Source organism: Brevibacterium sp. (genome assembly GCF_031179145.1).
GTDB lineage: Bacteria > Actinomycetota > Actinomycetes > Actinomycetales > Brevibacteriaceae > Brevibacterium.
The window spans coordinates 1-24,913 of sequence record NZ_JAPSIB010000004.1 but is presented as its reverse complement, the minus strand read 5'-3'; the positions used below and the strand labels follow the sequence as shown (position 1 = coordinate 24,913).

18 protein-coding genes and 1 pseudogene are annotated in these 24,913 nt (G+C 60.8%); 15 read left to right on the top strand and 4 right to left on the bottom strand.

The window, feature by feature from the left end:
* Positions 1-270: 270 nt before the first annotated feature.
* The 6 genes from RIT73_RS04445 (at position 271) to RIT73_RS04420 (ending at position 12,788) form a co-directional block, all read left to right on the top strand.
* Positions 271-2,379, top strand: a complete 2,109-nt coding sequence (locus tag RIT73_RS04445; RefSeq protein WP_309130848.1) for an ATP-dependent endonuclease — start codon at positions 271-273, stop codon at positions 2,377-2,379.
* Positions 2,379-4,241: a UvrD-helicase domain-containing protein gene (locus RIT73_RS04440; RefSeq protein WP_309130847.1), complete on the top strand. Its 1,863-nt coding sequence runs from the start codon at positions 2,379-2,381 to the stop codon at positions 4,239-4,241. The genes RIT73_RS04445 and RIT73_RS04440 overlap by 1 nt, the downstream gene beginning before the upstream one ends.
* A gap of 232 nt (positions 4,242-4,473) precedes the next feature.
* Entirely contained in the window at positions 4,474-6,486 is a 2,013-nt protein-coding gene (locus RIT73_RS04435) for an AarF/UbiB family protein (RefSeq protein ID WP_309130846.1), read from the top strand.
* A gap of 287 nt (positions 6,487-6,773) precedes the next feature.
* Positions 6,774-8,696, top strand: coding sequence for a DNA methyltransferase (locus RIT73_RS04430; protein ID WP_309130845.1), 1,923 nt, complete (start codon positions 6,774-6,776; stop codon positions 8,694-8,696).
* Positions 8,697-8,699: 3 nt separating this feature from the next.
* Complete coding sequence (locus RIT73_RS04425; RefSeq protein ID WP_309130844.1) at positions 8,700-11,675, top strand: type III restriction-modification system endonuclease; 2,976 nt, start codon at positions 8,700-8,702, stop codon at positions 11,673-11,675.
* Positions 11,676-11,690: 15 nt separating this feature from the next.
* Positions 11,691-12,788, top strand: a complete 1,098-nt coding sequence (locus RIT73_RS04420; protein ID WP_309130843.1) for a DUF3644 domain-containing protein — start codon at positions 11,691-11,693, stop codon at positions 12,786-12,788.
* A gap of 33 nt (positions 12,789-12,821) precedes the next feature.
* On the opposite strand, the gene RIT73_RS04415 is transcribed toward RIT73_RS04420, so the two are convergent.
* Positions 12,822-13,544 carry a TIGR02391 family protein gene (locus tag RIT73_RS04415; protein WP_309130842.1) on the bottom strand — a complete coding sequence of 241 codons (723 nt, stop codon included), beginning with the start codon at positions 13,542-13,544 and terminating at the stop codon, positions 12,822-12,824.
* A 9-nt stretch (positions 13,545-13,553) separates the two neighbouring features.
* Positions 13,554-14,036, bottom strand: a pseudogene (locus RIT73_RS17195) (recombinase family protein); the annotation flags it as partial.
* 355 nt (positions 14,037-14,391) lie between these two features.
* On the opposite strand from RIT73_RS17195, the gene RIT73_RS04405 reads away from it, so the two are divergent.
* Together RIT73_RS04405 and RIT73_RS04400 are read left to right on the top strand one after the other, a co-directional pair.
* The gene (locus RIT73_RS04405) at positions 14,392-14,616 is read left to right on the top strand and encodes a hypothetical protein (RefSeq protein ID WP_309130841.1); all 225 of its coding nucleotides are present in this window, start codon (positions 14,392-14,394) and stop codon (positions 14,614-14,616) included.
* Entirely contained in the window at positions 14,600-15,166 is a 567-nt protein-coding gene (locus RIT73_RS04400) for a hypothetical protein (RefSeq protein WP_309130840.1), read from the top strand. Before RIT73_RS04405 ends, RIT73_RS04400 begins: the two co-directional genes overlap by 17 nt.
* A 143-nt stretch (positions 15,167-15,309) precedes the next feature.
* On the opposite strand, the gene RIT73_RS04395 is transcribed toward RIT73_RS04400, so the two are convergent.
* Entirely contained in the window at positions 15,310-16,284 is a 975-nt protein-coding gene (locus RIT73_RS04395) for a quinone oxidoreductase (protein ID WP_309130839.1), read from the bottom strand.
* Between the two features lie 44 nt (positions 16,285-16,328).
* Here RIT73_RS04395 and argC point away from each other — a divergent pair, with 44 nt between their 5' ends.
* The 7 genes from argC (at position 16,329) to argH (ending at position 23,982) form a co-directional block, all read left to right on the top strand.
* Positions 16,329-17,438, top strand: coding sequence for an N-acetyl-gamma-glutamyl-phosphate reductase (gene argC / locus RIT73_RS04390; RefSeq protein WP_309130838.1), 1,110 nt, complete (start codon positions 16,329-16,331; stop codon positions 17,436-17,438).
* Positions 17,435-18,661: a bifunctional glutamate N-acetyltransferase/amino-acid acetyltransferase ArgJ gene (gene argJ / locus RIT73_RS04385; protein WP_309130837.1), complete on the top strand. Its 1,227-nt coding sequence runs from the start codon at positions 17,435-17,437 to the stop codon at positions 18,659-18,661. The genes argC and argJ overlap by 4 nt, the downstream gene beginning before the upstream one ends.
* A 14-nt stretch (positions 18,662-18,675) precedes the next feature.
* Positions 18,676-19,644 (top strand): acetylglutamate kinase, encoded by a 969-nt coding sequence (gene argB / locus RIT73_RS04380; protein WP_309130836.1) that lies wholly within the window; start codon positions 18,676-18,678, stop codon positions 19,642-19,644.
* The gene (locus tag RIT73_RS04375; protein ID WP_309130835.1) at positions 19,637-20,887 is read left to right on the top strand and encodes an acetylornithine transaminase; all 1,251 of its coding nucleotides are present in this window, start codon (positions 19,637-19,639) and stop codon (positions 20,885-20,887) included. Before argB ends, RIT73_RS04375 begins: the two co-directional genes overlap by 8 nt.
* Positions 20,888-20,971: 84 nt before the next feature.
* Positions 20,972-21,895 (top strand): ornithine carbamoyltransferase, encoded by a 924-nt coding sequence (gene argF / locus RIT73_RS04370; RefSeq protein WP_309130834.1) that lies wholly within the window; start codon positions 20,972-20,974, stop codon positions 21,893-21,895.
* A gap of 61 nt (positions 21,896-21,956) precedes the next feature.
* On the top strand, positions 21,957-22,469 hold the full coding sequence (locus RIT73_RS04365; RefSeq protein ID WP_309130833.1) for an arginine repressor: 513 nt from the start codon (positions 21,957-21,959) through the stop codon (positions 22,467-22,469).
* A gap of 91 nt (positions 22,470-22,560) precedes the next feature.
* A complete protein-coding gene (gene argH, locus RIT73_RS04360) occupies positions 22,561-23,982 on the top strand; it encodes an argininosuccinate lyase (RefSeq protein WP_309130832.1) in 1,422 nt (473 codons plus the stop codon).
* 72 nt (positions 23,983-24,054) lie between these two features.
* Here argH and RIT73_RS04355 read toward each other — a convergent pair whose 3' ends face one another.
* On the bottom strand, positions 24,055-24,564 hold the full coding sequence (locus RIT73_RS04355) for a YciI family protein (RefSeq protein WP_309130831.1): 510 nt from the start codon (positions 24,562-24,564) through the stop codon (positions 24,055-24,057).
* Between the last annotated feature and the right edge of the window lie 349 nt (positions 24,565-24,913).

The window sequence follows — 24,913 nt, the reverse complement described above, 5'->3', positions numbered from 1 at the left end:
TGTAACCGGCGCCCAGGTCGACGTCACCTCGCCTCTACAAGGCCAACCTGTTCCTTATTGCCCTTGGGCTCGCCGCCGAGTTCAGCGAGCTCACCGCCACAGCCATGGCATTGGGCAAGCTCGTTCGCGACAGCTCACGTCAAGGTCTCGGACTCGGCCGGGGCTACCGGATCAATTCGAACTGCCAAGATAGTCCGAAATTCCGACAACATCGACTATACTATAGGCAACGTCATAAGCAGGCACAAGGTACTGAGTAGGAGAAAGTAATTGAAAATTGCCAGGGTTAGCGTGGATGGGTACCGTCTGCTGAGTAACTTCCAACTAGATCTACGAGACGACCTCTCGCTTATCATTGGCAAAAACAACACCGGCAAAACGTCTCTCCTGAACGTCCTGATTGCCTCACTTGCGGGGTCACAATCTTACGTATTCGAAGACTTCTCGATCGCTACCCAGAAAACGCTGGTGTCGGCACTTATGACCGAAGAAGCTTGTTATCCGGAAGTGGATCTCAGTATTGCGCTTACCGTAGAGATCCAATACGACGAAACTGACAATCTGCGAAACTTATCTAGCCTGATGGTTAATCTGTCGCCAGAAGCACGCACCGTGCACCTTCGGTTCAGGAGCGAAATCTCCCCAGAACAATTCGGGTTGCTTCATGCGGATTTTGCCAGCAGCTTGGCTTCGATAGACAGGGCGTTGAATAACAAAATCACTGCCGTCGATAGACGAGATGAGGCTCACCGCTTTTTGTCCAAGAACCTCCAGGGATATTTGATTCGAAATGTTGTGTCGTTTGATCCAGAAGACGCAAGCAACATTCTCGACCTCACAAACGACCAGCGTCTCATCCGTCGCGTGCTGAACCTCGAGTACGTAAGCGCAAGGAGATCCGTGGAAAATCGAGATGCAGGCAAAGGAGGAAAGAATTCAGGCCGGGCTCTTTCCCGACTTTCGAGTCAGTATTTTAACGATCACACTGGTGGAAACGAAGCCAGCGAAGGTTTCATACAATTGGCCGCGCAAGCCGCTTTCACGGACCGGAAGTTTTCGGAGACCTATGCGAGCGTTTTCAAAGACGTGATGCAGAAGGTCAAGCTGTTCGGGGCGAAGGCCGGACTCACTGGAGACATTCATATTCTCTCGAATATCCAGCCAGAAACCCTCTTGAATGACAGTACTACGGTCAAGTACGGGGACCCGGACTCTCTGCTTCCGGAGGACCACAACGGGCTCGGATACCTTAACCTCATCGCCATTGTTATGGAGATTGAAATTCGAGTACTGCGTATGCGAACGGCTACCGAGGCGGGCACTGCAGATATCAATCTATTGGTTATTGAAGAACCTGAGGCGCACACGCATCCGCAACTTCAGTACATTTTCATTAAACAGGTCAAGGCGCTCCTTAAGGAAAACAAAAAGAATCATGCGTTACAGCTACAGACAGTTCTAACAACGCATTCATCGCACATTACATCGGAGAGCGATTTCGCTGATATAAAGTATTTTCGCCGCATCGACGACCACGTCGAAGCAAGAAACATGACTGATCTTGAAGAAAAGTACTCAAATGATCCGAAGCAGTACCACTTCCTTAAGCAGTACCTGACCCTTACAAGGGCGGAACTATTCTTTGCTGACAAAGCGGTGCTCATCGAGGGCGATACAGAGCGAATCCTTATGCGCGCGATGATGCGAAAAATTGACGAAGGTGACCTCGACTGCGAATCGCCTTTGGGGTCTCAGAACATTTCGGTCGTCGAAGTCGGAGCTCACTCGCAAGTTTTCGATAACTTCCTCGAATTTACTGGCCTCAAAGCGCTCATAATCACGGACATAGACAGTGCCGTTGTATTAACGGGGGAAAAGGGAAAGAAGCGCACGGCGGGTGTGGCTGTGACGAGTGGGACTCATACTACTAACGGGGCACTCAAGTACTACTTTCGACTCAGTAAGTCCAGATTGGATGACGAAGGGGATCTGCAGGGACTTCGCAGTCGCGCCAGGGCGGAAAAGCAACTTTCAAAGAAGAATGGCGTCTGGGAAATTGCAGCAGAAGCCCCCTTCCTATTTGTCGCTTATCAGACTCCGGAGGCGGGATACGAGGCACGTAGCTACGAGGACGCATTCATTCACATAAATCGTCAGTTCATTGTGGATCACCTAGAATCGTTCAGAGGACTCAAGAACACCGCACTATTCTCCGATCCATCGAGAACTGCGTATGAGCTCGCGGAGAACTGTATAAGCAAGAAGACTCACTTCGCACTGGATGTTATTTACGCCGAAACTGGCTCGAATGAAACTAGTACCGGCTGGAAGATTCCGTCGTACATATCTGAGGGCCTTCTCTGGCTGAGGGATGCCTAATGGGTGCCGTTGAGTGTGAGGTACTTGAAGCTCTCGTTCATGCTCGGGCTGGTCGCGACTTCCTGATGACGGGCGGTGCAGGCAGTGGCAAGACCTACTCTATGCAGGGCTTCCTTGAAGAGATATACGCTGAAACTCCACAAGCCAGAGTTGTCTGTGTGACCTACACTAACGTTGCTGTGAATGAAATTCGAAACCGCTTTCCGACTCCAAGTCTGCAGGTCTCCACAATTCACGAGTTCCTCTGGTCGTTGATTTCTCGCTATCAGAAGAATATTCGCGAAGCGTTGGTAGCTCTTGTGGGTGAAGGTGCGATGAAATCTACCCTTGACGCCCCCATCGATACACATCTCTGGAAAAGGCCGATTAGTTACAAGGAATGGCTGAACCTCGCAGAGGGGGAGATCTCCCACGCAGAAGTACTCAAGGTGGCTCTGTTCCTCTTCGCGGAGCACCCAACGCTTTCGAAAATTCTTGCAGATAGATATGACTATCTTCTCGTCGATGAGTATCAAGACACGCCTGTAGACGTGTTGAAGATACTGCTGGAAGTTCTTCCGGAGCCAACGCAACGAAGCCTGAGGATTGGGTTCTTCGGCGATGGCGAACAAGCTATTCACGAAGGTGGGGCTAGCAAAGAATTAATCGCATGTGCCAAGGAGAACGGTCGACTGAATCTAATCACTAAAAAGCAAAACCGGCGGAATCCTGCTTCGGTCATTCGGGTCATTAATAATCTGCGTACTGATGGATTGAAGCAAGTCCAGGCAAAAGACCGGAACGCGCCCAATTTTGGTAAGGAAGGTTCCGCGCGATTTATTTACACTGAGAAAGATGAACTTGATACTGCCAGCCTAAAGCAGCTGCCGATTTGCAGGGGTTGGAGTTTCGCCTCGCAGGACTTGAAGATTCTCTATCTTGGTAAGTCCGCCATTGCTCGTGAGAATAGGTTTCCTCGGCTTATGGAGATATACGACAAAGATCGTGCGGTCGAGTATGCTAAGAAGGTTCGCGATAGGCTTGCTAGTAAAGGTATCCTAGTCGAAGACGGGGTGAGTTTCGGTAAGGTGCTCGAAGACAATCAGCAAAATGCCACAATGACTCCGATAGTTCAAAAAGCCTTTGAGGCGGATCCTCACCTCTTGCCGTTTGCTTCGAGTTACTCATTCCACGACTTGGTGGCTACATCTAGCAATTCGGATAAGCTACTCGGCACTAAGAAGGTCTCCGATCTCGATGACCGTGACCGTGGTCAAAAGCGGGATGCGCTGATCAATCATCTAGTTAGTATCGAGAAGCTGAGGTCTCTTTACCGGGATGGCAAGTTCAACGCGGTAATCAGGGCCCTAGATACATCCCTGACGAGCATCGCGGAGCGGAGACGTATTGCAACTAGTCTTGAACATCTCGAGGAAATGAATTGTGCTCTTATCGGTGAGGTGATCGAATACGCTGACTTCTCAGGACTGGTGACCCGTAAGGACGCTGTTGTGCGTTTTCAGGAGAAGCACCCTTATCGGTTTGCGCGAGTGTGTGAAGTGCCGTTCGAGGAGATCGCGCGTCTATACGAATACGTTGAGGATCATTCGCCTTACTCGACTCAACACGGTGTCAAGGGTTCGGAATGGGATAATATCTTTGTATCGCTCGATAACGGCGGATGGAACATGTACAATTTCGAGAAACTTATGGCCGCGCCTGATAGCGATGGTTCGATCGAATCTAGATCCCGGATGATGCTTTATGTCACATGCAGTCGCGCCAAGGAAAATCTCCTCGTGTACGTTCACAAACCGACCCTCGCGACATTGGCGACGGCGGAAGAGTGGTTTGGTGTTGGAAACGTCTTGGCAGTTGGCTGATGAAATAGGTCGCGACGCCTCATCCTGTCATGGGAACTATCGTTTGTTCTTATTCTTAAGGCGGCGCTCGTTTTAGGTCGCGCGTCTCCCTGACGTTGTAGGTTCGAGCTGTCGTTCGTGGGCAACCAGGTCGCGGAACTTGCGGTAGGTAAGTACCGCACCCTTCTGACTCTCAGTCCCACCCCAGTCCCCGATCAACTAGGCTGGACACGTTGAGGAGAAGGGAGCACGGATGACGATTCTGTACACCATCGGGCTGGGACTCATCAATGCGGTGATCATCGGGTTCCTTGTGCGCCGGATGATGTTCACCGGCACCGGAGCGGCTCGCAACATCCTCGTGTCCCTGGCGATCGGACTCTCGATCTGGCCGATTACCCTGCAGGCCTACCGGATGCTCGGCATCGCCGAGAGCGGCCGTTACCCCACCCTCGACATGAGCTTCCCGGCGATCATGGTGTTCCTGCTCCTATTCGCCTGGTTCATCGTCATCCAGATGTTCATCTTGCTCGCCATCGAGCTCGTCCTGCCCAGCGGATCTCTGACCGCGATGCTGCGCTCGGCGCCGAAAGTCCCCACCTGGTACCGCCGATTCAACCGCCTCGCTCAGATCCAAAAGATACTCATCCGTTTCGGCCTCGCTCGCTACCTCAAACCGCGAATTCCGACGCTGCGCGTATCCCTGCGCGAGATCGCCTCCACAACCCGTGACGCGATGGCCGCAGCCGGCGTCACCTTCGTCAAGCTCGGCCAGTTCATCGCCACCCGCGGTGACATGATCCCGCATGAGTTCGTTGAGGAGTTCTCCACCCTGCAGTCCGCAGTTCCACCGGTGCCCTTCGCCGAGGTGAAGGGACAGTTGGAAGCGCAATGGGGACATCCCGTCGCCAAGGTGTTCGCTGAGTTCGACGAAGTCCCCTTCGCCGCCGCGTCTGTCGCCCAGGTTCATCGCGCGGTGACGTGGGAAGGCAACCCTGTCGCCGTGAAGGTTCAGCGCCCGAAGATCCGCAAGCAGGTCAGAGCCGACTGCGACATCGTCCTCACCCTCGCAGAACGGCTCGAGCGATCGACGGACTGGGCCCGCAAGGTCGGGATCGCCAAGCTCGCTCGCAGCTTCGTCGCGTCTCTCAAAGGAGAACTCGACTACCGTGGCGAACTCGCTCATATTGAGGCCCTGCGACTGGCGGATGAGAACGGTCGCACTTTGAACGCGGAATCCCGCATCCGGATCCCACGAGTGCATTCGGAGCTTTCGGGGCAGTTCGTCCTCGTCATGGATCTCGTCGAGGGCGTTCCTCTCTCTCACGCCGGCGAGATACTCGAGGATCTGTCACAGCTTGCGAGGGAAGAACTCGCCGAGGACCTCTTCCTCATGGTGGTCCGGCAGGTGCTGGGGAAGGGCATTTTCCATGCCGACTTGCACCCGGGCAACATTGTTATCTCGTCGGCCGGTCGTGCGGGACTTGTCGATTTCGGTGCCGTAGGACGCATCGACAAGCGCGATCGCCGAGCGATCGCCCTGCTGCTAATGGCCTTCGATTCCCAGAACTCTCAAGCTGCGACAGCGGCAATCCTCGATCTGCTCGGCAGCCCCAGTGGAGTAGACCTGCGGGAACTGCAGCGAGAGGTCGGGCAGATTCTCCTCAAGTACGGAGATGGCCTGCCGGGCTCCACTTCGGCGGCGCTGTTCGGTGAGCTTATCGACTTCGTGGTCGACTTCGGGTTCCCCATGCCAAGCTCCGTGGCAACGGCGTTCCGGGCGATTAGCACGCTAGAGGGATCGATCATGAAGCTCGATCCGAAACTCAACCTGCTGCAGCTTGTGACACAGAATGGTCGCACCTTAATCAAAGAAGTCGGGGGACTGGGCGTCGATCGGCACGAGCTTGCTCTGTACGCGGCGACCACAGCTCCACAGGTGGCTCAGCTGCCTGGGCAGCTCTCACGGATCGCTGACCATCTTCAGGACGGAACCCTGGACGTTGGAACCAAGGGACTGGACATCACGATGATCAAGAACCTGCTCAAATCGACCGTCGAGCAATTCGTTCTCGTCATCATTGCGGCAGCGCTGATCCTCGGGGGAGTGATCATGATGGCGGCGAACTTCGGTCCGCCACTGGCCCCGGAACTCAAACTGTTCACGTACTTCGGCGCTTGGGTGCTGTTGGCCGGCAGTGTGCTGTCCGCGCTGGTGCTGGCACCGGCGTTGAGGGAGCGGATGCTCTGGGACCGATTGGGATGACTTCCCATATCTGCTGAAACGACGAACTGCCAGCATGGATGGATCAAAGCTAAGGCTGGAGGGGCTGTTGCGGGCGAGTATTGAGCCAACAGGCATGGCTCTTTGCCTTTCGGACGCGGAGACTAAAGTGTGTGGCCGGTCGCACTTGATCTGTTGACATCGCCGACGGCGCAGTGCTGTTAAGGTCATTATCGAGTGTGTACTCGGTGCAACTGGAGTCGGGGTCAGTGATGGTAGAAAGCAAATTGGTCGAGTTCCGTAGCGGAAAGACCCATGGGGGGTAAGAAGTGATTAGAGACGCTCACGAGGCCAACGCAGCCACCACGCCTGCCGACTTCAAGCTGGCGCGCCTCCGAGCCGCCTTGCCCGAGTACTTCGACAAGGACGGCGGTTTCAGGTTCGACCGCCTTCAGGATGTGTTGAGCTCAACCGACGTGTCGATGACTCGGGAAGGCTACGAGCTCAAGTTCCTGGGGAAGTCATACGCTAAGTATCTGACGTCAACGCGGACCGAGACGGTAGTGGTACCCGATCTCGAACACAACGCCGAGGCGACGAACTCCGAGTCGGAGAACCTCTACATTGTCGGGGACAACCTTGACGGGCTTAAGCATCTACTAGGCTCTTACGCGGGCAAGGTCAAGTGCATCTACATTGATCCGCCGTACAACACCGGCTCCGACGGCTTCGTCTACGTCGATGACTTCGGCTTCACCGCGAAGGATCTGACAGAGAAAGTTGGTCTTGACGAGGACGAAGCCGAGAGAGTCATGGCGCTCCAAGGCAAATCGTCGCATTCCGCGTGGCTGACGTTCATGTTTCCACGACTTGAACTTGCGAAAGAGCTGCTGGCCGACGACGGCGTTATCTTCATCAGCATTGATGACAACGAGCAGGCCAATCTTAAGATCCTATGTGACGAAATATTCGGCGAGGGAAACTTCATCGAGGACTATATCTGGGAGAGCAACTTTCGTCCCGATAACAGTTCTCGAATCGAACGGGAGAATTCGCAGCACGTGCTCGCTTATGCGCGCAACAAATCTGCCGTTATCTCCCTCGTGGGCGCGCAGAAGTCGACTGAGGGGCTCCCCTCTCTGACGAAGTCCTCGATGAATCCGACGTCTCTGACGTTTCACCCGGATTGGGTCGATATTCGACTCCCGGATGGATTGTATCTGGCAGGTGAGCGCAGGTCCGGTTACATTTTGGAGACTGATCTTGTCGTCCAAAACGGGCGAGCGCAGGCAACTTTTGGGTTGACCGGCCGGATGATTTGGGGACAACCTTATCTCGAAGAACAGGTGGCCAACGGGACTCGAATTGTAATCAAGGGTGAGGGGTTTGTGCCGTATTCGCGAAAGTTGGAGACTGCGGCACTCGCTCCGACGACTTTGATTCCGCGCGAGAGTGTCGGAGATGTGCTTGCGGCAAATGCTGAAATTAAGAGTCTCTTTAATGAGCAGGTATTCTCACATCCCAAGCCCACAACCTTGGTGTCCTACCTTCTGAACACAGTAACCTCAATGGACAAGAACGCCTTAGTCCTTGACTTCTTTTCAGGCTCCGGCACGACCGCGCATGCGGTGATGTCCATGAACTCTCGGGATCTCGGCTCGCGGAAGTTCATCGCGGTGCAGTGGGCAGAAGCAACCGCGCCGGGCTCTGTGGCAGATAAGTGCGGATATTCGACCATCGATGAAGTCGGTCGCGAGCGCATTCGACGAGCTGCTCAAAAGGTGAAATCAGAATCCAACGCTGATATCGATTACGGCTTCCGTCTCTTCCGTCTCGAACAGCCGAGCGAGAAGACGCTCGATGAGCTCCAGTCCTTTGACTCCAACGAAAACGCTGTATTGCTTTCAGGCAATTTCGTGTCCAAATTCGCGTTCAACGGAACGCCTGGTGACGAGGTCGCACTTTCGACCTGGCTGCTTCAGGACGGATTTGGCCTGACGCCCGAGGTCAACGTGGTGCTCCTAGACGAGTATGAGTTGCAGGTCTGCGAAGACTCCGCGTACGTCATTGAGCCCGGGCTTTCGAGCGCTAGCGTGCAAGTGCTCGTCTCCAAGATCGAGACAGGTGAACTTGATCTGAAGCGTCTCGTCGTCTTCGGGTACTCCGTGTCATTCTCGGTGATGCATGAGCTTAGGCAGAACCTCAAGTCGCTCAGGTCCGGGCAGACCGTTTCTGTGATTGAGCGGTACTGACTTATGCAAATCCGACTTCAGACTCTCGAGCACCAACAGCGTGCACTGAATGCTCTAACACGCGTCTTCAAGGACGTCGACTTCGACGCCAGCACGCCGCACGAAGCGAATGTCGCGTTTGACCCCACCGATCCTCAGATTCGCGAAAACATCGATGAGATTCAGTCCGGCCTCGTTGACGGCATCGACGCGATCCCTCGTCTCTGGCGAGGGCACGCGGACGACGGCGTGCTCGGCGTCGACGCCAAGATGGAGACCGGCACTGGCAAGACCCTGGTATATACGCAACTCATGTACGAGCTGAACCGGCTCTACGGTTTTACGAAGTTCATTCTTCTGGTGCCTTCGACCCCGATCAAGGAGGGGACAAAGGCGTTCATTCGGTCGGACTACGCGCGCAAGTACTTCGCCGACACGTACGAGCCGCGGATGGATCTGCGTCTCCACGTCCTGGACCCGCAGAAGCGGTCCAAAGGACGGAAGATGTTTCCGAACGTCATTGCCGACTTCGCGAACGGCACTCGACTTTCACGTGGACGCATCTACGCACTTCTGATGACCGATGGCATGCTGCAGTCGAAAAAGACGATGGCGTCCGATTACGACCAGACGGTACTCGGCACGGCGAGCGTCCCATACGAGGCACTCCGCAAGACTCGCCCCATCGTTATCATCGACGAGCCACATCGCTTCCGCCGTGACAACAAGGCGTACCAGACGCTCGTCGATGAGATTCAGCCGCTGGCCGTCTTCCGTTTCGGCGCGACGTTCCCCGAGCTCGGCAAGACCGGCAAGACCGACTACAACAACCTCGTCTTCAACCTCGGTGCCGTCGATTCGTTCAACGAGCAACTGGTCAAAGGTGTCCAGGTCCAGTATCCCCAGGACGGCAGCAGTGATTCGACACGTCTAAGGCTTACGGGCCTCTCCACGCGCAAGCCGAAACAGGCCACCTTCCAAAACGTCGGCACGGGAAAGTCGCTCACTTTCGATCTGGGGGAATCGCTCGGCATCGCGGACGGTGCGTTCTCGGGCATCACCGTCGAAGGGATCGGTAAGACCGACAACCCTGCGATCAAGTCCGGTGTCATTCTTTCCAACGGCCAATCGCTCGCGAAGGGCGACATTCTCTCGGCTCGAGTTTACTCGGAGACGTATCAGAGTTTGATGATGCGACAAGCGCTCGACAACCATTTCGAAACCGAGTGGGAGAACTTCCGTCGCTCGTCCAGGGTTAAAACCCTCACCCTGTTCTTCATTGACTCGATCGAATCCTATCGCGGTAGCGACGGTTCGAAGGGGCACCTCAGGCAACGCTTCGAGGAGCTCCTCACCGCACGGCTCGTAGCGGAGATCGAGAAGCGCCAGGTTGACTCGTCGCCCGTTACGAAGGAATACGTCGCGTACCTGCGGGCGTCTCTCGCTGACGTCGAGGCGACGAACGGCGGCTACTTCGCCGCGGACAACTCGACCTCCGACGAGGCCATCCAACGGGAGGTCGACGACATCCTCCGCAACAAGGAGGCGATGCTCGCCTTTCAGACGCCGAGTGGTGCGCCGAACACGCGCCGATTCCTGTTCTCGAAGTGGACGCTACGTGAGGGCTGGGATAACCCGAACGTGTTCCAGATCGTAAAGCTCCGGTCTTCGGGATCTGAGATCTCGAAGCTCCAGGAGGTAGGCCGTGGCCTCCGACTGCCAGTGGATGCGAAGGGGACTCGCCTAGCGGGCGAGCAGTTCTACCTTACCTATCTCATTGACTACACAGAGCAGGAGTTCGCGGGGTCGCTCGTCAACGAGATCAATTCCGACGCGGCGGTGGGCCCGTCCAAAGTCAAGGACCTGCTCCCCAAGGTCGCCGCCGCGCTCGGGAAGTCCGAGACGGACCTCCTCATCGAGCTTCTGCAGCAGGGCCTCGTCGATTCGGACAAGAACGTCGTGCCGGGGCGCGAGGAGGACTTATTCGCAGCATACCCCGCGTTCAACAAGACCGGCTTGAAGCCTGACAAGGTCGTGAAGGGCAATCAGAAGGTCAAGGTAGGTATCCGTTCCGAGCGATACTCCGAGCTCAAGGACCTTTGGGAGACGCTGAACGCGAAGTACTACCTCCACCTCGACGAGCTCTCGTTGGACGAGATCGATGAATGCGTCGATGAAGTGCTGAGCGCCGGGATCTACCGGCAGGAGTTCGGCCGATTCGCGCAGGACGTCGTCGTGAGGGCCGTGGAGGGCTCGTCTCTGGAGGTCCGAACGGAGACGAAGGACCGCTTCGACGCGACCGAGACGATGCCGTACGGCGAATGGCTGAAGCGTGTCCGTGCGCAGACGGCTCTGCCGATCGATCGTGTCCACGCGGGGCTCGTCCGTCTCCACGCGAAGGGGAGCCTCCCAGCGGACTTCTTCAACAAGGCGACTCTGCATGAGTTCGTCGCCGGGTTCACGGAGTGGATGGAGAGCAACTACCTCGAGCGATTCACGTACTCGAAAATTGAGGGGCTCGTGCTCGGCACTGAACTCACCGATGCCGACGGTGCTCCTCTCGAGAGCATCACGCAGGGCAACATCGGCGTCTTCCGCGATAAGAAAGCCATCGTGCCGGACAAGTTCTTATACGACGCGTTCGTGTACGACTCACCAAAGGAATACGACACGATCCGCGACTCCAAGCTCGACGAGGTCATCGTCTTCGGGAAGATCCCTCGCCGGTCGGTCAAGGTGCCCCTGTACTTCGGCGGCACCACGAGCCCGGACTTCATGTACGTGCTGAAGCGTGAGGACGGAGGGCTGTCGCTCAACTTCATCATTGAGACCAAGGACGTCAAGAAGCGCTCCGACCTGCGAGAGAGCGAGAAGCTCAGGATGACGGCGGCGCGACGGTTCTTCGAGTCGATCAGCTCGGAGGGCATCGAGGTGACGTTCCGTGATCAGGTGCAGCGCGATGACATCGCGGCGCTGATCAAGCAGGTTCTTGCTGACTGATTGGTTGGGCTAGGGATGGTCGCGCGAAAAACGAGACAGTACGTCGAGACCGCTGTCGAGTCGCTGACCCTCGCCATCGAGCTGTTCAATCGGCCGAGCTCGACAGGGCGTGAGCACGCGACAATCATGATGGCCGCCCATGCCTTCGAGATGCTGTTAAAGGCGGCGATCTACGAGCAACGCAAGAAGGTCAAGTTCTCCGGCAGCGATCGTTCCTTCGACCTCGGCAAGTGCGTCACCGTCGCGGAGACGTCGTTGGGCGTCATCGACGAGGGGGACCGAGTCGTGCTGATCGCTCTCAAGGATGATCGGGACACAGCGACCCACGACGTCATTGTGATGAGCGATGACGTGCTGTGGCTGCACCTGAGGTCGGCCGTGACGATCTTCCGCAAGGTGCTGCTTGGCCTCACCGGTCAGGACCTGACCGACGTGATGCCCGGGCGCGTGCTCCCTGTATCGGCCACCCCGCCGACCGACGTCGGCCTCGTCGTAGGCAAGGAGGTCGAGCAGATCGCGGAGCTCCTACGTCCAGGCAAGCGGCGCAACGCCGAGGCGAGGGCGCGCCTGTTGCCGCTCATGTCCCTCGACCGTGCCGCTCGCGGGGAGACGGAGCCGCCGACCGAGGCGGAGATCAATCGCACGTTGCGAGGGTTGAAAGAGAGCTCCGATTGGACCTCGGCGTTCCCTGGCGTGGTCGGCCTTCAGCTCGTCGGTTCGCCACGTCCTTCGGATCAGGTCCAGGAGATCAGCCTCAGGATCGACCCCAAGCGAGGTGAGGTGCCTGTTCGGCCGGCGCGCGAGGACGAAGAAGCTGCCGCATACCGTGAGGTCGACACTTTCGATCGATACTCGCTCAAGCTGAGCAAGCTTGGGGAGAAGCTGGGCCTTACTCGGCACCAAGGACTTGCGGTCGCGCATGTTCTTGATCTGAAGTCCGATAAGAAGTACTACCGCGCGAAGCTTACGGCCAAAGGGAACATCGCCTGGCAGGGGCTCAGTAACCACGCTCTAGAGCATGCGAAGAGGGCGCTGGCCAACGGGCTGGACGTGGACGAAGCCGTGGCCCAGTACAACGGGTGGAGCCGTTCCGCCAGAGGACCAAAGAAGTAGTACCGGCACATGTTGGAGTCCAGCTCGTACATGCTAGGTAAGCCGTGCCTCGGCGATGTCTAACCGCCTGTGCAACAGGCTAGCGAGCGCGAGTAACTCTAGTGCCTCATTTGGGTCATCGCCCCGGGCCAGTTCGTGAGCCTTTGGATTGCGGATGCCAACGATTGCGCCCCGGAACAGGTAGAAGAAGCCCTCACGCTCGTCCGAACCACTTCGCCCTTCCTCCACACCTACATCGAGCATGAAATTCTTGGGCTTGAAGGCCTCTTGCATGAGAGCTGCACCTGACACTTCCAATCCGGTGAGCCGCCGGACGCGGACCTCGACCGACTTCATGGCCTCAGTGACAGCCGAATCATACTGACTATCGGCAAACAGAGCGCTTGCGGACGAAACCACCTCCGCGTGTAAATGCTGGAGATCCAATCGCCTGACTGGTGCTTGTCGCACAGGCTGATCTTTCCCCCATTTTACCTTCGTGTATCCGTTTGACCCGCCGAAGGCGGACGCCATGCTAGCGGGCATGGGGTGCTGCTCGACTTCAGCTGCAACCTTGAGGATCAGTCCGCCGCGTGGGTCTCGCATCTCGACGTGGTCGCCCTCGTAAAGTCGATCCTCGATGGCGAAGTACGCCTCGGACGAGTTCATTAGTTGGGCCTCGGTCCGGACGCGCTCTTCGTCATCGGTGCTATGGTTTTTCACGATTACCACAGGAGTCATTCCTGCGCGGCGGATCAGGTCTGGAAGCGGCGTCATAAACCAAGTCTACGAGCAGGCCCTGACATCACTGTCGAGCACCGTCGTGGAGCCTTCGCCGAGAGGATCGCTGCTTTGGCGGATCAAGTGGAAGGTGACCAGCACAACGGCGGGCCGTGCGTAATGCGCGTGCTGGTGCGTTCCGCCCTCAAGCGGTGGAGCGCTGCATCGGGCGATCGACGGTCGCCGGGCCTTCGCGACCGCCATGCCTTCGCGTGTCCGCTGGCGGATGAGATCTGCTTCGAACTCTGCCATCATGCTGAGCACGTTGAACAGCAGCTTGCCCATCGGGTCGGTGGGGTCATGAACAGAACCTCAAATGGAAAGTCGTACCCCTCGCTCCTCGATTTCGGCAACGATGCTGGCGGCATCTCTCACAGATCGGGCGAGACGATCAGGCTTCGTGACCACGAGGGTGTCGCCGTCGCGCACCGCTGCGAGAGCCTTACCTAGCCCTGGCCGGTCCCGGTTCGTGCCCGACAGTCCGGCGTGGAGGTATGCAGTCGGGGGCTTGGGCGGCGAAGCTGATCCAGGAGGCTTATCGCGACATCCATCGACGCCGTGACGAGCAATTCATCGAAAATGCTTTAACCTTCTGGCTAGATTCGAAGAGCAACAGACGGGGCGTTTTCTCACAGATCTTCACGCTGACCTCATCGACGGCGATATCGTTCTCACTGCGCAGCTCAACGGAGAAGACACCGATGCTGCCAGGGTCGATCTGACGTTCTTTTGGAGCGAATTAGTCTTCCGAGTTGAACTCAAGCTGTAAGCTCCGTTGACGCGTGCCCAGACTTGCGACGACTACGCGGACGTGTTTATCGTCCCAAGGAGCCGTAGAAGAGAGTTGGCTGAAAGAGTCGACGGCAATATCGTTTCGTGGGAAGAGCTGTTCGAAGATCTGAACGGAAGCGCTTCAGCCCCAGATCATGATTTGGACCGGCTGCGCCATTTCTACAGTGCGATGACATATGGCACCAACTTACTCGTATGGCCAGAGGGAGTCGATGTTGAAGGCCTAAGGAGGATTCGAACAGCCCGTCGACAACAGCTCGATGAATTTGCCGGCTGAGTCGAATCGAACCGCACATCAACGATTTGCTGATGGTTGGTTCATCAGCACTGACAAGAGCACTGGATCGCTGCACTCACTCGATTTGCAGGAAGAGCAATGGTGGTGCCCCGGGACGGTTACGGATCGGATTGGCAACCTGAAAAGTCGCAAAGAGATCAACGTCAATCTCAGAGCTGTCGCTGCCGCGATGGGAGAAGTGTGGAAGTCGATCGTTCACAATGGGCTCGCGACCAATCGCCTCGGGTTCAATGTCGCGCGTCTCGACGAAGAGGACGGTTGCGTTTTCGGCAGGTACTTCTGGTCTGAGGGTTTGACTATCGAAGTTCTCCTGACGTTCGGAAACCATGATGACGCCCAGCTCATAGGCGTTTCGGTATGGAGCGGATCTCCAGGAAGCTGGACATTCGAAGGTGAGGCTTGGTGGCCGAAAGACCTTGAGGCGGAGGGCTGGCTTGAGGAAGCAATCGTTTCGACTATGCGGTGTGCACGCGGCGATATCTCGGAAGCGTTTGAAGGACTAAATCATGCGGCATGCGTCGAGTACTGAAAGTGCTTCATTGACGCTGGGGAAGGCGACCGGCCGCTTGGTGAATGCGAATGCGGGGAACCGTTCGAGGTTCCCCGCATTCATAGTCGGAATCAGCAGGCAGCGCGGCGTTCTCTCGGTCCTGCGCTGCCTGCTGCTGCACTTCACACCGTCAGCACAACCTTCCCCGTCGTCTTCCGACCCTCCAGCGCGCGGTGCGCTTCGGCGGCTTCGGGCAGGGGAAACTTCGCGCCGATGCGGAAGTCGAGCCAGCCGTGCTCGATGCCGTTGAATAGCATGGCCGAACGCTTCGCCAACTGCTCGGGCGTGCGGACGAACCAAGCCAGTGAAGGCCGGGAGAGGAATAGCCCTCCCGACGAGTTGAGGCGCTGGATGTCGAACGGCGGCACCTGACCGGACGCTCCGCCGAACAGGACCATCGAACCGAGCGGCCTAGTGGAGGCTAGCGAGGCGTCGAAGGTGTCCTTGCCGACGCCGTCGTAGGCGACGTGGACGCCCTCGCCATCGGTGAGCTCCCTGACCTTCTCCGCCACATCGACGCCTTCGCCATAGAGGAACACCTCGTCGGCTCCGGCCTTGCGCGAGAGCTCAGCCTTCTCCTCGGTGCTCACGGTGGAGATGACCTTGCCGCCCAGGTGCTTGATGATCTGGGTGAGCAGCAGCCCGACACCGCCGGCGCCGGCATGGACCAGGGCGATCTCGCCCGGCTTGATCGCGTGAGAACCCGTCGCGAGGTACTGAGCGGTCAGTCCCTGCAGAGGCATGGCCGCTGCGACCTCGGTGCGGACAAACTCCGGCACGGACAACAGCATGTCCGCTTTCGCGACGACCTGGGTCGCATAGGAGCCGTGCGCGTCGTGCCAGGCGACGCGGTCGCCGGGGGAGAAGCGCTCAATTCCCTCGCCCACGGCGGCAATTCGGCCGGTGCCTTCGACGCCGACGACGTGCGGGTAGTCCATCGGATACACGCCGGAGCGACGGTAGGTGTCGATGAAATTCACCCCGGCCGCCTCAACGTCGATGAGGACCTCACCCGGCCCGGGCTGGGGAGTGTCGATCTCCGAGAACTCGAGAACCTCGGGTCCTCCGGCCTGCATTGCCCGAACTGCCTGCGTCATTGCGCCTCCTGCATATTCATCTGAGGTTTGGTATAGTTATGCAAATGAACGATCTTACGGTTGCCGTCTCCGGCGCCACCGGCTATGCCGGCGGAGAGATGCTGCGCCTCCTGAGCACTCACCCTCACCTCAGCGTCCGCACCGTGTGCGGGCATTCCTCGGTGGGCGAGACGCTCGGTCGACACCAACCCCATCTTCCCCGATTCGCCGACCTTGTGGTGAAGGAATCCACCGCCGAGGTGCTCGCCGGTCACGACATCGTCGTCCTGGCCCTGCCCCACGGTCAGTCCGGGAAGATCGCCGCCGAACTCGCCGAGACCAGTCCGGACACTCTGATCGTAGACCTTGCCGCCGATCACCGCCTTGTCTCATCCGCAGCCTGGGAGAAGTTCTACGGATCCTCCCACCAGGGCACCTGGACCTACGGACTGCCCGAACTGCTGCTCGCCGACGGTTCGAAACAGCGTGAGAACCTCAGAGACACCAAGCGGATCGCCGTGCCCGGCTGCAACGTCACCGCCGTGACCCTGGGCCTGGCACCCCTGCTCAAAGCCGGCCTCATCGCCCCGACCGGACTCAACGCAGTCCTGGCTAACGGAGTCTCCGGCGCAGGCAAGGCGCTCAAGCCTCACCTGACCGCCGCCGAGATCCTCGGCGACGCCTCACCGTACGGCACGGGCGGAACGCACCGGCATGTCCCCGAGATCGAGCAGAACCTCAACGGCGTCCTCGGCGCAGACGCCGCCGAGGGTCCGACTCGGATCTCCTTCACGCCCACCCTCGTGCCGATGGTCCGGGGGATCCTCGCGACTCTCACCGCCGACCTCGGCGAGAAGGCCCCACGCACAGCTGGCGGTGACCTCGACGCCGAGGCCCTCCTCGGCTCGGTCCGCGATTCCTTCACCGCTGCCTACTCCGATGAACCGTTCATCCGGGTGCTGCCGGACGGGCAGTGGCCGCGCACCTCGGCGACCACCGGCTCGAATGTCGCCCAGATCCAGTTCGCGGTCGACGAGCGGGCCGGCAAGGTCCTCGTCGTCGTCGCACTCGACAATCTGGTCCGCGGCACCGCCGGCCAGGCCCTGCAGTCCATCCATCTGGCGCTCGGCCTTGACGAGACGACCGCCCTGCCGCTCGAAGGAGTCGCCCCATGAGCGTGACCGCACCCCGGGGCTTCACCGCCGCCGGACTGACCGCCGGCCTCAAGCCGAGCGGGAAGAAGGACCTCGCCCTCGTCGTCAACACCGGCCCCGATGATGCCGTCGCCGCCGTCTACACCTCCAACCGGTGCAAGGCCAATCCCGTCCTGTGGTCGGAGAAGGCCTCCGCCAACGGCCGCGCCCGCGCCGTCGTCCTCAACTCCGGCGGCGCCAACTGCTACACCGGCGACTTCGGCTACGAGACGACAACTCTGACCGCGGAGACCACGGCCAACCTCCTCAGCGACTCGGCGCAGGAGGGCGACCCGTCCGGTGACGCAGCGCAGGCCGACCGCTCGACCCACTCCATTGCCGCCGAGGACATCCTCGTCTGCTCGACCGGGCTCATCGGCGTCGGTGGCCAGGACTTCCGCGACCGGATCATCGACAACCTCTCAGGCCTCGTCGCAGCAGCCACCGCCGATGACACCGGTGGCGCCGATGCCGCCGAGGCGATCATGACCACCGACACCGTCGCGAAGACCTCTGTGCGCACCGGTGCCGGCGGCTACACCGTCGGCGGCATGGCCAAGGGTGCGGGCATGCTTGCGCCCGGGCTCGCAACGATGCTCGTCGTCATCACCACCGATGCGAAGGTCGACGCCCCCGGCCTCGACGCGGCACTGCGCGGCGCCACGAGTCAGAGCTTCGACCGCCTCGACACCGACGGGTGCATGTCGACGAACGACACCGTCATCCTCATGGGCTCCGGCGCCTCCGAGGTCACCCCGGACGCGGACGAGTTCGCTGCAGTGGTCAAGGAGGTCTGCCTCGACCTCATGCACCAGCTCCACGTCGACGCCGAAGGCGCCCACCACGACATCGCGATCACCACGCAGGGCGCGGTCTCGGAGGAGGATGCCGTCATGGTCTCCCGCTCGGTGGGCCGGTCGAATCTGTTCAAGGCCGCGATCTTCGGCGAGGACCCGAACTGGGGCCGCGTCGTCGCTCAGGTGGGAACCACCTCGGCGGCATTCGATCCCGCGAACATCGACGTCACGATCAACGGTGTGCGCGTGTGCAAGGCCTCCGGGCCCGACGCCGACCCGGAGCTCGTCACGTTCGAGCGCACGGTCGACGTCGTCATCGACCTGCACGCAGGCGATGCCTCCGCCACGGTCTGGACCTCGGACCTCACCCACGATTACGTCGAAGAGAACAGCGCCTACTCCACATGAGCAACCCACACGACATGTCCACGAAGTCCACGGCCGCCCGGCTCGCCGCCGCCCAGGTCAAGGCCGAGGCCCTGACGGAGGCGCTGCCCTGGATCAAGACGTTCGCCGGCGCAACGATCGTCATCAAGTACGGCGGCAACGCCATGGTCTCCCCGGAACTGCAGCAGTCCTTCGCCGACGACATCGCCTTCCTCCGCTTCGCCGGGATCCGCCCCGTCGTCGTCCACGGGGGAGGACCGCAGATCTCGTCGATGCTGAAACGCCTCGGCATCGAGTCCCAGTTCAAGGCCGGCCAGCGGGTGACGAGCGAAGAGGCCGCCGAGGTGATCCGCATGGTCCTCTCCGGCCAGGTCAACCGCGAGATCGTGTCCCGCATCAACATGAACGGCAACGCCGCCATCGGCCTCTCCGGTGAGGACGCCGACCTCCTGCTCGCGCACAAGACCCACGCCGAGGTGGACGGAGAGATCATCGACCTCGGTCGGGTGGGCGAAATCGCTCAGGTCAACACCACCGTCCTCCACGAACTCCTCGACGCCGGGCGGGTGCCCGTCATCTGCTCGATCGCCGCGGAGATCGCCGGCGAGGCGGGAAAGCCGCTCAACGTCAACGCCGACCTCGCCGCCTCGGCGGTCGCAACTGCGCTCAAGGCGGAGAAGCTCATCATGCTCACCGACGTGCCCGGCCTCTACGCGAACTGGCCCGACACCTCGAGCCTGATCTCCCGCATCAGCCCGTCGACCCTGCGCGAACTGTTGCCGTCGCTGGACTCGGGCATGATCCCGAAGATGACCGCCGCGCTCGAGGCGATCGAGCAGGGAGTCCAGCAGGCTCATATCATCGACGGTCGGATGGCGCACTCGCTGCTGCTCGAGATCTTCACCTCCGAAGGCATCGGCACAATGGTCGAGGAGTCCGCGATCGAACCCGCCCACCTGCGGGAAGGGCACAAGGGACTACAGGAAGGCGATCACCATGACTGAGACCACCACCTCGTCGAGCGATTCTTCGGCAGGCAGTGACTCCTCGGCGGGCACCGAGCAGGCCGGCACGTGGCGCGATGACTTCAGCCGAGTTCTCTCACCCGTGTTCGGCTCGCCGCAGCTCGACCTCGTCCGCGGGCAGGGGTCAAAGGTCTGGGATGCGAGCGGCAAGGAGTACCTCGACCTGCTCGCCGGCATCGCCGTCAATGCCCTCGGCCACTGCCACCCGGCCTGGGTGAAGGCGATCTCCGAGCAGGCCGGCACGCTCGGCCACATCTCGAACTTCTTCACCTCCCCGCCGCAGATCGCGCTCGCCTCCAAACTCCACGAGATCCTCGACCTGCCGGCCGGCTCCGCCGTGTTCCTGTCGAACTCCGGCACCGAGGCGAACGAAGCCGCCTTCAAGATGGCCCGCCGCGCCGGGGGAGGGGGACGCCCGTTCGTCATCGCCGTCGAAGGCGCCTTCCACGGCCGGACCATGGGGTCGCTGGCCCTGACAGCGAAGGCCGCCTACCGTGAACCCTTCGCTCCCGGTGTGCCCGGGGTCGTCCACGTGCCCTACGGCGACGTCGACGCGCTCGCTGCCGCCATCAACGACACCTGCGCGGCCGTGTTCATCGAACCCGTCCAAGGTGAAGTGGGCGTGCGCACCCACCCTGCCGGTTACCTGCAGAAGGCCCGCGAACTCACCCGTTCCGCCGGGGCCCTCCTCGTCCTCGACGAGGTCCAGTCCGGGATGGGCCGGACCGGGCACTGGTACGCCCACCAGGACCCGGAGATCGGCGAGGGCGTCGTGCCCGACATCATCAGCTCGGCGAAGGGACTGGGCGGTGGCATGCCGATCGGCGCGACGATCACCGTCGGCGCTGAGAACACGAAGCTGCTCGAAGCCGGCCAGCACGGCACCACGTTCGGCGGGAACCCGCTCGCCAGTGCCGCGGCGCTCGCCGTCATCGACACGATCGAGACCGAGGACCTGCTCACCCATGTCCGGGACACCGGGCAGTGGCTGCGCGGGGAGCTCGAACAGGTCGCGGTAGTGAAGTCGGTGAGTGGAGCCGGCCTCCTCCTCGGCGTCGAAATCGACGGCGACGCGAAGGCAGCCGCAGCGCGCGCCCTCGAGGCCGGGTTCATCATCAACCCGGTCACGCCTGAGCGCCTGCGCCTGGCTCCGCCACTGACCATCACGCGCGAGGAGCTTCAGCCGTTCCTCACCGCACTGCCCGGCCTCATCGCCGGCTGAGGCAGCACCCACGCTCAGCCAGCATCACGCACCGGGCCCCACGCGGGCCTACCCAGCACCTCCCACGACGTTCGAAGGACGACCATGACTCGCCATTTCCTCAAGGACACGGACCTCAGCCCAGCCGAGCTCACCGAGGTCCTCGACCTGGCCGTGACGCTCAAGGCGCAGCCGTACCTGCGCACCCCGCTCGCCGGCCCGCAGACGGCAGCCATCATCTTCGACAAGACCTCGACCCGGACCCGCGTGTCCTTCGCCGCAGGGATCGCGGCCCTCGGCGGGCAGCCGCTCATCATCAACCCGGGTGAGGCGCAGCTGGGCCACAAGGAGTCGATCGCCGACACCGCCCAGGTGATGTCGCGGATGGTCTCGGCGATCATCTGGCGCACCTACGCCCAGTCCGGCCTCGAAGAGATGGCCGAGCACTCCGTAGTGCCTGTCGTCAACGCGCTCTCCGACGACTTCCACCCCTGCCAGATCCTGGCCGACCTGCTCACGATCCGCGAACACCGCGGCGACCCGGCCGGCCAGATCATGAGCTACTACGGCGACGGGGCCAACAACATGGCCAACTCCTACGTCCTCGGCGGCGTCAACGCCGGCATGCGGGTGCGCATCGCCGCCCCCGCCGGCTACCAGCCGGATGAGCGGATCATCGCCGAGGCGACCGAACTCGGCAAACTCACCGGCGGATCCGTCGAGGTCACCGACGACCCGGTCGCCGCCGCTCAGGACGCCGACGTCCTCGTCACCGACACCTGGGTGTCGATGGGCCAGGACGCGGGCGGCCGCGACGGCGAGGACTCCCCGTTCGTCAAGTACCAGATCACCGAGGAGCTGATGGGCCTCGGCAACGACCCGATCTTCCTCCACTGCCTGCCCGCCTACCGCGGCAAGGAGGTCGCCGCCGCGGTCATCGACGGCCCCGCCTCGGTGGTCTTCGACGAAGCCGAGAACCGCCTCCACGCGCAGAAGGCACTGCTCACGTTCCTCCTGGACCAGCGATGAGCAGACTTCGTGGGTCAGCGATGATGGTTCGCACGGGTTCCCCTGAACGGCGGGCGCGACGATGACCGAGGGTTCGGCCCCACTGACGAAGACCGCGCGGCAGCAGCGGATCATCGACCTCATCACCCGTGAGTCAGTGCACTCGCAGATCGAGCTCGCCGAGGCGCTGGCGAAACTCGGCATCACCGTCACCCAGGCCACGCTGTCCCGCGACCTCGCCGAGGTGGGGGCCGTGAAGATCCGCTCCACCTCCGGATCCGTCTACGCCGTCCCCGGTGAGGGCGGTGATCGGAGCCTGCAGCAGTCGACGGGGGACACCCTCGACGCGAAGCTGCCGAGGCTGCTCGAGGAACTCCTCGTCTCCGCCTCGGCGCAGGACAACATGGTCGTGCTGCGGACGCCACCGGGAGCGGCACAATACCTCGCCTCGGCGATCGACCGGTCCTCGATGGCCGGGATCTTCGGCACGATCGCCGGTGACGACACCGTGCTCGTCATTGCCGATGCCGCCGTCGGGGGAGCGGCCCTGGCCCAGAGTTTCCTCGAGCGCGCCGCGGGAGGCGCGGGCGAGTGATTGACTGGGCATTGACGATTGATCGCGCACTGTACGCACGAACTGAACGAACGACACCAACTGCCTCTCTGAAGGCGCGGAAGGACACCCTGTGAGCGAACGACTGAGTCTGTGGGGCGGACGATTCTCCGACGGCCCGGCCGATGCACTGGCCGCACTGAGCAAATCGACGGACTTCGACTGGCGACTGGCCCACTACGACATCGCCGGGTCCAAGGCCCACGCGAAGGTCCTCCACCGGGCAGGCCTCCTCGACGACGCCGAACTGTCCGGGATGACCGATGCCCTCGACGAACTCGCCCGCCGGGTCGAGACCGGTGAGTACGTGGCGGCGGAGTCGGATGAGGACATCCACTCCTCCCTCGAGCGCGGCCTCATTGAGATCGCCGGACCGGAACTCGGTGGAAAGCTGCGCGCCGGACGCTCCCGCAACGACCAGATCGCGACCCTGGGGCGGATGTACCTGCGCGATCACTCCCGGGAGATCGCCGGACTCGTCCTCGACACCGTCGAGGTCCTCATCGAACAGGCCGATGCCCACCGGGAGGCGCCGATGCCCGGCCGCACCCACCTCCAGCACGCCCAGCCGGTGCTCCTGGCCCACCATCTCCTCGCCCACGCCTGGCCGCTGCTGCGCGATGTCCAGCGCTTCGTCGATTTCGACCAGCGGGCCGGCGTCTCCGCCTACGGTTCCGGTGCGCTCGCCGGTTCGTCACTGGGGCTCGACCCGCAGGCGGTTGCCGCGGACCTCGGGTTCAATGACTCGGTGGAGAACTCCATTGACGGCACCGCCAGCCGCGACGTGTTCGCCGAGTACCTGTTCGTCACCACGATGGTCGGCATCAACCTGTCCCGGCTGAGCGAAGAGGTCATCGCCTGGGCGACGAAGGAGTTCTCGTTCGTCACCCTCCACGACGCATACTCGACCGGGTCGTCGATTATGCCGCAGAAGAAGAACCCCGACATCGCCGAACTCGCCCGCGGCAAGTCCGGTCGGCTCATCGGCGACCTCACCGGTCTGCTCGCCACTCTCAAGGCCCTGCCCCTGGCCTACAACCGGGACCTGCAGGAGGACAAAGAACCGGTCTTCGACGCCACAGACACGCTCGAGCTCCTGCTGCCGGCGTTCACTGGAATGGTTGCCACCCTGAAGTTCGACACCGAACGGATGGCGTACTTGGCCCCGCGCGGATTCGCCCTGGCCACTGACATCGCCGAATGGCTGGTGCGGGAAGGCGTTCCATTCCGCATCGCCCACGAACTCTCCGGCGCTGCGGTGCAACTGGCCGAGTCGAAGGGCGTCGAGCTGTGGGATCTCAGCGATGAGGACTACGCCGGGATCTCGGAGCACCTGACTCCGCAGGTGCGCGAGGTGCTCACCACCCTCGGGTCGATCGACTCACGCAACGGCAAGGGCGGAACCGCCCGCAGCGCTGTCGCGACTCAGCTCGACAACGCACGCGCCGAGGTGGCCCGGCTCCGGGAGTTCGCGGAGTCCCCGCGCAGCGTCTGAATCCAAGGCGTTCGACGGGTCGCAGTGACGGCGGAAGCGCAGTGACGACGAGCCACCTCGGCGATGGCCAGGTCAGGTTACGTGCACAGACTGCTGGCCATCCGGTAGGCCACCAGCGCTGCAGCACGATCGCCGAGAGCCTCCAGCACCTCTCGCGTCGCCACACCTCCCCGCCGATCGCCTCCACCATAGGCTGCCGGCGGCTCGGAACCACATGATGGGTCGCAGCTCCACTGTTTCGCCCGGTCCCGCGAATCCGTCGGCGATCTCTTCGGCGCGTTCCGGTGAGTCGACGTCGATGATGAAGAAGCCGGCGAGATGCTCCTTGGTCTCCGCATACGGGCCATCACTCGATGTCGGCTCTCCAGCTTTCCAGCGATAGAGCTTGGAGGACGCCGGATCACCCAACGCCTCGCCGCCCAGCAGTTCGCCGCGGTCCTGGAGTTCGCCCAACAGTTTTTCGAAGTTGGAGTTCATGGCCTCGCGTTCCTCCTGCGGCAGCGCTTGGTGCTCCGCAAGATAGTCACCAGTGGGGTGACCCCAGGGCTGAGGATTCGAGTGGATGAGGATCACATACTTCATCGGAGTGCCTTTCGTCGAGAGCCGCTTCTCGGCCGTTCCACTGGAACATCGGAACCGATTCGCCTTCTTCGACAGTGGTCCGTCAGCGAGAACATTGCAAGTGCTGCGTGTCCTGCCATCTGCGGGCAGCCGCGGTGTGCCGACGGTCTACGGCGGATTGTGGAGCGTGAAGGGCGGCCCGCCTCGGCGATGGCCGTGGACTGCCTCGACGCGCGGCGATGTCGGCCCGCCTCGGCGATGCTCGGTCGCCCCTGCCGACACAGTAGAATCGAAGCCGCCAATGTGTGAACTGTGGCAACACAGCGTGAAAGGAATGCAGTGACTGACATCTTCAGTGAATTCAAGGCCC